Source organism: Weizmannia sp. FSL W8-1119 (genome assembly GCF_038008605.1).
Lineage (GTDB): Bacteria > Bacillota > Bacilli > Bacillales > Bacillaceae_C > Weizmannia > Weizmannia coagulans.
Genome location: NZ_JBBOZL010000001.1, coordinates 2541029 through 2553062, shown reverse-complemented (window position 1 = coordinate 2553062; position 12034 = coordinate 2541029). Strand labels below are relative to the sequence as shown.

General features: G+C 48.2%; 7 protein-coding genes, 2 CRISPR repeat arrays and 1 riboswitch (1 of these 10 only partly in view). Of the genes, 3 read left to right on the top strand and 4 right to left on the bottom strand.

The features are described from left to right. Positions 1–3645: a CRISPR direct-repeat array (repeat unit 32 nt; unit sequence GTCGCTCCCTACATGGGGGCGTGGATTGAAAT) (it extends 7618 nt beyond the left edge of the window). Positions 3646–3744: 99 nt separating this feature from the next. Further along, positions 3745–5358: a CRISPR direct-repeat array (repeat unit 32 nt; unit sequence GTCGCTCCCTACATGGGGGCGTGGATTGAAAT). 158 nt (positions 5359–5516) lie between these two features. After that, complete coding sequence (locus NSQ19_RS12600) at positions 5517–5768, top strand: hypothetical protein (RefSeq protein ID WP_029142356.1); 252 nt, start codon at positions 5517–5519, stop codon at positions 5766–5768. Positions 5769–5887: 119 nt separating this feature from the next. On the opposite strand, the gene NSQ19_RS12595 is transcribed toward NSQ19_RS12600, so the two are convergent. Continuing rightward, a complete protein-coding gene (locus NSQ19_RS12595) occupies positions 5888–6307 on the bottom strand; it encodes a helix-turn-helix domain-containing protein (RefSeq protein ID WP_013860392.1) in 420 nt (139 codons plus the stop codon). An 850-nt stretch (positions 6308–7157) separates the two neighbouring features. Beyond that, entirely contained in the window at positions 7158–7778 is a 621-nt protein-coding gene (locus NSQ19_RS12590; protein ID WP_340702937.1) for a histidine phosphatase family protein, read from the bottom strand. Between the two features lie 228 nt (positions 7779–8006). After that, positions 8007–8154: riboswitch (cyclic di-AMP (ydaO/yuaA leader) on the top strand. Positions 8155–8358: 204 nt separating this feature from the next. Between NSQ19_RS12590 and NSQ19_RS12585 the strand changes: the two genes are divergently transcribed. Together NSQ19_RS12585 and NSQ19_RS12580 are read left to right on the top strand one after the other, a co-directional pair. Then, the gene (locus tag NSQ19_RS12585; protein ID WP_017553891.1) at positions 8359–9660 is read left to right on the top strand and encodes a cation:dicarboxylate symporter family transporter; all 1302 of its coding nucleotides are present in this window, start codon (positions 8359–8361) and stop codon (positions 9658–9660) included. Positions 9661–9887: 227 nt separating this feature from the next. Continuing rightward, entirely contained in the window at positions 9888–11033 is a 1146-nt protein-coding gene (locus NSQ19_RS12580; protein WP_118497902.1) for a metallophosphoesterase, read from the top strand. Positions 11034–11188: 155 nt separating this feature from the next. Here NSQ19_RS12580 and NSQ19_RS12575 read toward each other — a convergent pair whose 3' ends face one another. Both NSQ19_RS12575 and NSQ19_RS12570 read right to left on the bottom strand, forming a co-directional pair. Next, positions 11189–11467, bottom strand: coding sequence for a MurR/RpiR family transcriptional regulator (locus NSQ19_RS12575; protein ID WP_340703188.1), 279 nt, complete (start codon positions 11465–11467; stop codon positions 11189–11191). Between the two features lie 47 nt (positions 11468–11514). Next, positions 11515–11991: a MurR/RpiR family transcriptional regulator gene (locus NSQ19_RS12570; RefSeq protein ID WP_340702936.1), complete on the bottom strand. Its 477-nt coding sequence runs from the start codon at positions 11989–11991 to the stop codon at positions 11515–11517. Between the last annotated feature and the right edge of the window lie 43 nt (positions 11992–12034).

The following is a 12034-nucleotide window of genomic DNA, read 5'->3' as shown; positions in this document are numbered from 1 at the left end:
TGGATTGAAATAGGTGGTAATAGAATTGATATAGCTGTTAGGCAGTCGCTCCCTACATGGGGGCGTGGATTGAAATTAACTTAGAATCGAAATTTGACCCATCTACGTGCGTCGCTCCCTACATGGGGGCGTGGATTGAAATGAAATTGACTTGCCGGACACTTCGGTGGCCCGGGAGTCGCTCCCTACATGGGGGCGTGGATTGAAATAATTTTTCGGCTTCTTCTGCAGTTAAACCCAAATTGTCGCTCCCTACATGGGGGCGTGGATTGAAATAGACGGCCACACGTTGGAAGTAGACGTGCTCGACGTCGCTCCCTACATGGGGGCGTGGATTGAAATCGTAATGTCGATAGGATCAGTAAAAGTAATATTTGTCGCTCCCTACATGGGGGCGTGGATTGAAATCGGCTTGTCGTATAATATCTCCATCAAGCGCGCTGGTCGCTCCCTACATGGGGGCGTGGATTGAAATTTTAAACCGTCAAGTCCTCCGCCGATTAGTCCGGTCGCTCCCTACATGGGGGCGTGGATTGAAATCATGGCGCGGCGGCATGAAAACCATTAGGCGCTGTCGCTCCCTACATGGGGGCGTGGATTGAAATCAACGTATCAGCCCAAAAGTGCAGATCGGAAATGGTCGCTCCCTACATGGGGGCGTGGATTGAAATTTACGACTAATAAAACGATTGACGGTGTGCAAGTGTCGCTCCCTACATGGGGGCGTGGATTGAAATTTTATCTTTATAAATATTTAACACTATCTGCCTCGGTCGCTCCCTACATGGGGGCGTGGATTGAAATGTACTCCCGGCAACCCTGGCCAGTAATTTCTAGGTGTCGCTCCCTACATGGGGGCGTGGATTGAAATATTATTTTTAACGACACAATATATCAGTGTGAAATGTCGCTCCCTACATGGGGGCGTGGATTGAAATCCCTAGTTGTATTATTTGTTTACAGAAAAAGTCCAGTCGCTCCCTACATGGGGGCGTGGATTGAAATGTTTAGTCTCCGTTTAGCCATTGTGATCGTCCTCCGTCGCTCCCTACATGGGGGCGTGGATTGAAATTTTCGCTAAAATACTATAATTTTCCTCGGTCAACGTCGCTCCCTACATGGGGGCGTGGATTGAAATAATATCATACGTTTTGTGACTCATTCTTAGATGCGTCGCTCCCTACATGGGGGCGTGGATTGAAATGTGTCGAAATGTACAAACGGCAGCATGCGGTATAGTCGCTCCCTACATGGGGGCGTGGATTGAAATGGCACTTTGCGTAAAAAGATAATTGTTGGGTTGTCGTCGCTCCCTACATGGGGGCGTGGATTGAAATAGATAAGGCAGGTTGCATCTCTATAAAGAAATTGGTCGCTCCCTACATGGGGGCGTGGATTGAAATAGTTCTTCGTTTGTCATTCAGCGTCATTCCCTTCGTCGCTCCCTACATGGGGGCGTGGATTGAAATCAGCGCAAGGTTCGTAGTGCAAGCCGTCGTAGTCGTCGCTCCCTACATGGGGGCGTGGATTGAAATACCCATATTTAGCACGGTGACATAATGGCTGTTTGTCGCTCCCTACATGGGGGCGTGGATTGAAATACGCCACAAAGTATTAACGAATTGATTACGCAGTGTCGCTCCCTACATGGGGGCGTGGATTGAAATCCAATTGATGGCATCTAAATCAATCATGTCCCGCGTCGCTCCCTACATGGGGGCGTGGATTGAAATACCTTCGTATTGTACTCTCGGAAGAAAAGGATACGTCGCTCCCTACATGGGGGCGTGGATTGAAATTTGGTAGTATCATCGATAACTGTATCAAACGAAAGTCGCTCCCTACATGGGGGCGTGGATTGAAATACGTCGATTAACAATCAAGAGTTCGAGTGCGATAGTCGCTCCCTACATGGGGGCGTGGATTGAAATTCGAAGATTTGTTTTATATAAACTTTCGTTTCTGGTCGCTCCCTACATGGGGGCGTGGATTGAAATTTTCTACTAGCTCACCCGTCTTTGCGTCGAATAGGTCGCTCCCTACATGGGGGCGTGGATTGAAATTTTCTACTAGCTCACCCGTCTTTGCGTCGAATAGGTCGCTCCCTACATGGGGGCGTGGATTGAAATCGGATACTGTATATATCGCGGATGGTGTGCATTGTCGCTCCCTACATGGGGGCGTGGATTGAAATCGTATACGGCAACACGTTCAACGACGAAAATTTCGTCGCTCCCTACATGGGGGCGTGGATTGAAATGCGGTGGTAAACGCTGGGTTATTGCTAATTTCCGTCGCTCCCTACATGGGGGCGTGGATTGAAATAAAATAGCTGGCGTATAGTGCCACCATGTCGTCGTCGCTCCCTACATGGGGGCGTGGATTGAAATCGCCGATTAGAACCGCTATATATGCATATTCATAGTCGCTCCCTACATGGGGGCGTGGATTGAAATGACGTGCTGCCATGATCCGTTTCCGCTGGCTCTAGTCGCTCCCTACATGGGGGCGTGGATTGAAATAACAATCATAGCCCGCGAAGTACACGAAAATGACGTCGCTCCCTACATGGGGGCGTGGATTGAAATAGGAAATGGGCCTGAACCACGTTATGAAAATGAAGTCGCTCCCTACATGGGGGCGTGGATTGAAATAATTTGCCGTCCAGAATCTGATTTCCGACGCCTCGTCGCTCCCTACATGGGGGCGTGGATTGAAATTCGATTGACGCAACTCAAGAAGGAATTCGTATGGCGTCGCTCCCTACATGGGGGCGTGGATTGAAATACCCCTATCTATATGACATCCTGCCCAATCAGCCGTCGCTCCCTACATGGGGGCGTGGATTGAAATAATTTGCAAACCGGCCGTATTCATTTCCTCCAGCGTCGCTCCCTACATGGGGGCGTGGATTGAAATCGTCACACTTTTTAGCTGTTTATCACTAATACCGTCGCTCCCTACATGGGGGCGTGGATTGAAATAAATGCGCCAGCACCAACGTTTGTAGACATCAGGTCGCTTCCTACATGGGGGCGTGGATTGAAATATAAATCTCCCGGCCGTTCTTATCACGCAGGCCGTCGCTCCCTACATGGGGGCGTGGATTGAAATTGGCATTAACTGTTCTGCATATTTTACCGCGCGGGTCGCTCCCTACATGGGGGCGTGGATTGAAATCATATGATTTCGCGAGTAATAGGCCCATTAGCAAGTCGCTCCCTACATGGGGGCGTGGATTGAAATATCGCAGATAATATCCCAACGGTGCCATAGTTTCGTCGCTCCCTACATGGGGGCGTGGATTGAAATGTATTGATTTTTGTAATTGGGCTGATTTGGGCAACGTCGCTCCCTACATGGGGGCGTGGATTGAAATTATAGACGTTAGCCACCACAATCGCGAACAAGGCGTCGCTCCCTACATGGGGGCGTGGATTGAAATAATTATTTTATTTCTGCAAAAGTGAGCACCTGGGCAGTCGCTCCCTACATGGGGGCGTGGATTGAAATCGAGATCAGCTGATGTATTTACTAGAGCGAGGCCGTCGCTCCCTACATGGGGGCGTGGATTGAAATCGATAAAACCAAAAAAACGGCGGTTTTTTAAAAAGTCGCTCCCTACATGGGGGCGTGGATTGAAATAGCCCGCATTTTCTCACTCCCCTATACTGGTTTTGTCGCTCCCTACATGGGGGGCGTGGATTGAAATTGTTTGCTTTTTCAATCAGCCATTCTGCTGATAGTCGCTCCCTACATGGGGGCGTGGATTGAAATATTCAAAATCCGCCTCATTTCATCCTCGTTGTTGTCGCTCCCTACATGGGGGCGTGGATTGAAATAGGGGCGCCAGAGGCTCACTGTCAAGGGCGGCTTGTCGCTCCCTACATGGGGGCGTGGATTGAAATAATGATGTGCCTGCGTCTTGTCCTTTCAAACCGTGTCGCTCCCTACATGGGGGCGTGGATTGAAATTATTGCAGCCGCCTGATCCCCCATTTGTTATAAGTTGCTCCCTACATGGGGGCGTGGATTGAAATCAGGGAAAACGTGGCAAGATTAACGGTGCATCTGGTCGCTCCCTACATGGGGGCGTGGATTGAAATCAGAAACGGGGTGCTATACATTATCACGCTGTAGTCGCTCCCTACATGGGGGCGTGGATTGAAATATGTTATATTGGAGATACTGAACCGTATTCTCGAGTCGCTCCCTACATGGGGGCGTGGATTGAAATATACTTTGCCGGAAGAAGATAAAAAAGTACTTTTGTCGCTCCCTACATGGGGGCGTGGATTGAAATAGACAAACCACCAGCCGCCGCAACAGCACCAAGCGTCGCTCCCTACATGGGGGCGTGGATTGAAATGCCTCGGGAACCCAAGCATTTCCGCCACATTGTGGTCGCTCCCTACATGGGGGCGTGGATTGAAATGCGCAAAGAGGCTTGCCACTTCTCGCCTGGGCTGTCGCTCCCTACATGGGGGCGTGGATTGAAATCTTACCGTACCAACCTTTGTCTATACTCGTTTTGTCGCTCCCTACATGGGGGCGTGGATTGAAATTTTTCGGTTTTAATCTTCTCCATGTCGCTTTTCTGGGTCGCTCCCTACATGGGGGCGTGGATTGAAATATCGACTACGTTAACCAAAATACGGTATTCTTGTCGCTCCCTACATGGGGGCGTGGATTGAAATCTTGATTCGCAAGATGCCGAAGACGGTTACGAGTGTCGCTCCCTACATGGGGGCGTGGATTGAAATTGGGAAAACAGCTGAACTATTTAACGAGTGGAAAGTCGCTCCCTACATGGGGGCGTGGATTGAAATATGATCCAGAGGATAAATATCGTTTTCGCACTGGGTCGCTCCCTACATGGGGGCGTGGATTGAAATTGGGAAAACAGCTGAACTATTTAACGAGTGGAAAGTCGCTCCCTACATGGGGGCGTGGATTGAAATTGGGAAAACAGCTGAACTATTTAACGAGTGGAAAGTCGCTCCCTACATGGGGGCGTGGATTGAAATAGAACTAGGGATGAAAGTGCAGGAGCTGCCGCCTTGTCGCTCCCTACATGGGGGCGTGGATTGAAATATGATCCAGAGGATAAATATCGTTTTCGCACTGGGTCGCTCCCTACATGGGGGCGTGGATTGAAATCTTTTGATAAATGCATTGCACGACCGGATGAAGAGTCGCTCCCTACATGGGGGCGTGGATTGAAATCGTAATACCATGCCATTTTTATTCCTCCTTTGATGTCGCTCCCTACATGGGGGCGTGGATTGAAATCGGTGTCGGAATTTTTGTTCGTATTGCCGTATTGCGTCGCTCCCTACATGGGGGCGTGGATTGAAATGTGAATCCAAGAGGTAGATAAAGAAACCTATGCCGTCGGCTCCCTGCATAGGGGGCATGAAATAAAACAACATCCACCAAATAGAAACAATTTTTGATCTTTTCTAAAACTTACCCTTTGATGCAACGCTTGGCATTCCCGATGGAATTGAGCAATTATTGCTGCCAGAAGTGCTGCCGGTAATAATTCCGGTTCCTACTGTTCCATGCAGCCTTGCATGCAGCTGCCTGGCCAGAAAGAAAAGAGCCCAAGTCCCGCCTGCAGGAATAATAAAACAGAAGCAAGCAGCCCTGCCCAAAAAAGATTTTAAAGTTTTTCCCATTGAAGGCTTGCTGAGCGAACCAGACAAAGCTTTATCTCTGGTTCGCTCAGCCGCAAAACTGGTTGATGCCGCCTTCTTTTTTCTTTAGATCCAAAAAGAGGCGCAGATCGTGCAGGCAGCAGTGACAAACCCTCTTTATGAAATTGCCCTTGTTTTTATAGTCCCCGGAAACGGGTCCAGGGCTTTTGCTTATTCAGCAGCCCCCGATTATGTATTTCTGTCATCCTCATCGTCCAGTTCCCTGATCAAATTCCAAGTCTGATAAATCCGGCTTGCCATTTTCTCAGGATCTTTCAGCATCATTTGATATAAATCCGGTTCATGGCTCAACGTCTCAAGCAGTTTCTTTTCCGGATTACTGACCGCTTCATTTGTTTTCAGGCCCACATGGTTGGTAAGGCCTAAAAGATAATCAATGGATACTTTTAACACTTGCGAGATCCGGTATAACACTTTAATAGAAGGAAAACTGTATCCAGTTTCGTAGTTCGAAATGTTCCGGTCGCTTACCCCGACCCTTTTCGCAAGTTCAGGCTGGCTGTAGCCTTGAGCTGCCCGCACTTTTTTCAAACGGGCTGCGAATATTGCTTTAACGTTATCCATGTTTTCATTCCCGTGATCGGCCATCGCTACTGCTCCTTAAAAAAAATCAAAAAAATGGTTGACTTCCAAAATAATTGTGTATAATATAAGTGTATAGAAATTATTTTGTTGATGAGTGTCTGTACAAAGTTGACAAAGAGCCGGAGACACAAAGAAAATAGAGCTTCAGCAAAAAATCCCCCCTATTTTCTCATGATTCTTACTTGCAGTTCCCAAATCCAAAGTAAGAGTAATACGGTCTCCAGGCTCTATTTTTACAGTCTCCCTTCCAGTTTAGCATGAAAACGGTGCGGTTTTAACCCCTTTTCAAATTGTAAACGCTTTCATATAAAAATGGCGGGCCAATGATCCCTGCCATTCCATCATCATTAATCCACATTGTTGATGAACAAATCCGTTTCTGGCTTGCCATGAACCAGCTTTCGCGTGCAAAGAGGAGTCCGGGCAAAGGGGCCAGTTTCCTTGCCAAATCCAGGCACAGCAACCCCTCAAGCAGGCAAGGCAGCTGCATGCCATTGTAGAATCCCCGCCATTCAAATCCACATTGTTGATGAACAAATCCGCTTCTGGCTTGCCAATGAACCAGCTTTTGCGTGCAAAGAGGAGTCCGGGCAAAGGGGCCAGTCTTCTTGCCGAGACCAGAGATCGCAACCCCTCAAGCAGGCAAGGCAGCTGCATGCCTTTGTAAAATTTCCATTTCCTACGGGTTCATGCACCAATCTTGTCCCGGATTTTTGATGAAACAAATTATAAAAACGCATCATGGATTACGTTCATTTTCAAATAACCCAGCCCATGCCGGTTCCGTTATTCAACCGGCATGGGCTGGGTTCCTGTAGCAATGGGCAATCGTTATTCTGAAAATGTCTAACCCTCATTTTATTGCATATAAATGCGTATTTAGATTAATGGCCAGAAATCCGGCGTTTTCCGGTGCCTCTTTGTAAATTGTAATGCCCGTGTTGTCTTGCGGGATCATCCGGTAATTTTTAAACGGGACTTCCAGTGTTCCGGCGACGAAAAAGCGGATTGCCATGCTGTGGGCCACAACAAGGACGGTTTCCTCCGGATGTTTTTCCACCAGCTCATTGATACAGGCACGGACACGGTTATAGACCTGGACGGCCGTTTCCCCCGTATAACCCGCATGTGTCGCGCCCGGATCTTGTAGCCATGCCTCCCAATTCTCCGCATAGTTTACGGAAAAGTCTTCCTGCCGTTCTCCTTCCCAGGCACCGAAGTCCGTTTCGACAAGACGCGGATCTTGGTGTATTTCCAAATTCCGCCCCTTCACGAGAATTTCTGCCGTACGGACAGCACGGGCCAATGTTGATGTGTAAACCGCATCAAACGGAATATCCTTTAAAAATCCTGCCGCCAGTTTCGCCTGCCGCACGCCGGTCTCAGACAAACCGATATCGCTTCTCCCGCAATATCTGTTCCGGTCGGCGTTCCATTCTGTCTGGCCATGGCGCACAAAATAAAAAAGTGTCATAATGTACCTCTTTTCACAAAGTATCGACTGGTTTTATTTTAGCAAATTGAAGCGTGAAATGCTATCTCCCACGGATGACCAGCAAATTGATGCCGGCTATGCAACGCGAATGCGTCCGTCCTCTCGCTATAAAAAAATTTATTTGCTATATTATATTAAAATATTATATAATGGCAAAGGACGCTAAAACATTGGAGAAGGATGAGTTGTTTTTTATCTTTTAAAAACTTCATATCATCGCTCAATTACATGTTTATGTAAACGGGGGAACCAACGGGTGCTTTGGGCACCAGGGGTGAAACCTTTCATTGAAAGGTAGGGAAACTCTTTATTCCCTAATCCGTCAGCTAACCTCGTAAGCGTCTGGAGAGAACTGCGTGTGTTTTTTGGACACGCCTTTTAAGCAAAAATGCTGCGAAGGAATTTCTCTCTTTCGTGGTTTTTTTTCATCCGCAAATTCGGTTTCCGCATGGAAATCCGGAAACCGGTGGTATCTGCAATTTGAGTTTTACAAACAATCCGGTATGCAGCTTGCGTACTGCGCTTTTTGAAAAAATATTGGCATCTGGGAGGGACCTACATGAAAAGAGTGAGTTTAGCCTGGCAGATTTTTATCGGCCTGATTCTCGGTATTGCGATCGGCGGCATTTTTCACGGAAATGACACCGTGGCCCATATTCTCCAGCCGTTTGGCGATTTCTTTTTGCGCTTGATTAAAATGATTGTGATCCCGATTGTCGTTTCAAGCCTGATTGTCGGTGTTGCCGGTGCAGGAGATATGAAGCAGGTTGGAAAGCTCGGCCTGAAAGCATTAATCTATTTTGAAATTGTCACGACCATTGCAATTGTAGTCGGGCTGCTGGCCGGAAACTTGTTCCATCCGGGTACAGGGGTGGATATGGGTTCGCTGGCAAAAACATCGATCAGCAGTTATGTGGAAACAACGAAAGAGACGCAGCACAATGGCATAGTCGATACGATCTTAAATATTGTGCCGACGAACTTGTTTGAATCCCTTTCACAAGGGAACATGCTTCCAATCATTTTCTTCTCTGTCATGTTCGGGATCGGGGTAGCAGCCATCGGGGAAAAAGGAAAACCGGTGCTCCGCTTTTTCCAGGGTGTCAGTGAAGCGATGTTTTATGTCACCAATTTGGTCATGAAAGTGGCCCCGATCGGTGTATTCGGCCTTATTGGCGTAACGGTTGCGCAATTCGGCCTCAAGTCATTGATCCCGCTGAGCAAGCTTGTTTTCACGGTTTACGGCACGATTATTTTCTTTGTGGTTGTCGTGCTTGGCCTGATTGGCTGGCTTTTCCGTGTAAATATTTTCAATCTCTTCAAGATCCTGAAAGACGAATTGATCCTTGCCTATTCCACTGCAAGCTCGGAAGCGGTGCTGCCAAGGATCATGGAAAAAATGGAAAAATTCGGTTGCCCGAAATCGATCACCACACTGGTTATTCCGACCGGGTACTCCTTCAACCTGGACGGCTCGACCTTGTACCAGTCGCTGGCGGCGCTGTTTATCGCGCAAATGTACGGGATTCATATGTCCATCGGTGCGCAAATTTCCCTGGTGCTCGTGCTGATGGTCACGTCAAAAGGCATCGCCGGTGTTCCGGGAGTTTCATTCGTCGTGCTTTTGGCGACGCTGGGAACGGTCGGCATTCCGATTGAAGGCCTGGCATTTATTGCGGGGATTGACCGTATTCTAGATATGGCAAGAACAGTCTGCAATGTCGTTGGGAATACACTGGCAACCATTATTGTGTCAAAATGGGAAGGAAAATATGATAAAGAAAAAGGAGAAGCGTACCTTGCTGAAATCAGCGGCGGCGGGCACGATTCCAAAGATCACAAATATGTAACGGAATCTTAAAATCAGCTATGAAGTTAAAGAAGGTGCACTGCCGGAACAGGGGCGGGGCGCCTTTTTTGTTTGCGAATGTTCTGTCCGTTGAAAGATCACCGGCAGTGTCCCCTTTTTGCATGGGCCCGAAAAAATTGTGCCTCTGTTTCCAAGGATTGTTACCGGCCGGGCTGCAATAATGAGCACCCCGGGGCACAAACTATTCACAGCATGTATTGATTTTTGGAGGGATAAAGATGGGCAAAAAAATGCTGATGTGGGCAGCGGTACTGTCCCTCGCTCTTTTTCCCCGGACGGAACATGCGGATGCGGCTTTTTGGTTTCAGCCGAAACGGGCCACTGTCGATTTGCGTTTGTTGGAGACATCGGATTTGCACGGCTATATGCTGAATTATGATTATGCCGCGCGCACTGAGGCGGAGACTTACGGGCTTGCCCTCACGGCTTCACTCATTGCAGCGGAGAGGAAAGCGGCAAAAAATACGATGCTGTTTGATGACGGGGACTTGCTCGAAGGGAATGAAATGGCTGCTTATGCTGCCCGGCGCCCGTTAAAAAAAGGGGAAGTTCATCCGTTTATCCGTGTGATGAACCATTTAAATTACGATGCGGCGACCGTGGGCAATCATGATTTTCATTACGGGCTTGATTTTTTGAAACAGACCATCAGCGGAGCAAAGTTTCCGTTTGTGAATGCCAATATATACTATAATTTCGAAAAAAATGATACAGATGACCAAAATTTTTTTAAACCCTATGTGATTTTGAATAAAAAAGTGGAAGACCGGCACGGGCATTCTCATCATTTGAAAATCGGGGTCATTGGGTTTGTCACGCCTTCTGTCATTGAATGGGAAAAACCGAGCCTTGGCGGCAAAGTCAAAGCAAAGGACATCCTGCATACGGCTGCCTGGTTTGTCCCGAGAATGAAGGCGGAAGGAGCCGACCTGATCATCGCGCTCGCCCATTGCGGTGTGGATCCGGCTGCAAAACAACCGTTTTATACAGGGGATGCCGTATATTTATTAAGCGAGGTAAAAGGGATTGATGCCATTCTGTTCGGGCATCAGCACAGGGTGTTCCCAAGCGAATTTTTTGCAGGCGTTCCCGGTGTCGATATCCGGAAAGGGACGATCAATGGCGTGCCTGCGGTGATGCCCGGCAAGTGGGGGAGCCATCTCGGTGTGATCAGTCTCACTTTGGAAAAAAAGGGAGAGAAGTGGGAAATGACGGAGGCGCAATCCGAGGCGAAACCGGTATATGCCACCCACAATCAGCAGGCAAAATCCATTGTCAGGCCGGATTCGGATATTGTCCGGATGACCGCCGAACTGCAAAAAAACGTACTGGGATCCAAGTTTACTTTATATAGCCGAAACTAATTTGCCCATGCCGCCATTGTTGCGGCATGGGTATTTAAGTGAAGGAAAAAGGGGGCAAATTTTAACATCATCGGGTTCCAGCCGTGGCGTTCTACAATTTGCGGCGAAAATTATAACGGGCGTGCAGGCTCCGTTTGCCGGGAAACGGGGCGCTGTCATACGGTGTACGTTTCTTTTCCTTTTTGTAAAATTTCTTCGTTCGTATCTTTATATCTCAGCATGACATTGACATACAGGGGATCAATGAGGCTAAGCTGTACGATCCGCGCGGAAAAGGAAGAAAAGCGGAAATCTGCTTCTTGTGAAACTGTAAATAAAGGGACATCGGCTTTCTGGCTTAGCGGCGATTTTGCAAATTGCGTGATCGCGATCGTTTTCGCCCCGGTTTTCTGAACGGCCTGGAGCAACTTCAATACTTCTTTGTCCGCGCCCACGTGAGAAATGAAAACCGCCACATCTTCTTTGGTGCATCTTGCCGCGCTCAGCAGCTGCAGATGGGGTCCGTATAAGCCGTGACAGCCAAATCCGTCTGCAAAGATTTTTCGAGGGCGTCAAGGGCAATAACGGACGCACTTCCGCAGCCGTAAAACACAATATGCTTCGCACGGCAAATCCATTCAACGGCCTCATGCAAATGTTTTTGGTTCAATGTATGGATCGTATCCTGCAAGGTCTGGATATTGGATTCAAACACTTTTATGGCAACTGCTTTTTCATTGTCGGTATCTTTCACTGCTTCGTCCATATTTTTCCCGGGGCGGGCGGCTTCCGCAGCGAGTGCAATCTTCAACGCCTGAAATCCGCTGAAACCGATGCGTTTGCAAAACCGGAATACCGTTGCATCGGCAACAAGCAACTGATCCGCCACCTGGTTGATCGTGCTGTGGACCAAACGCTGCGGGTTCTCAAGGATGTAGTCTGCAATTTTCCGTTCTTTTGCGCTAAATTCGCTGTACATCGTTTGAATTCTATGAAGACACGGGAATGACTGCAATTGTGTG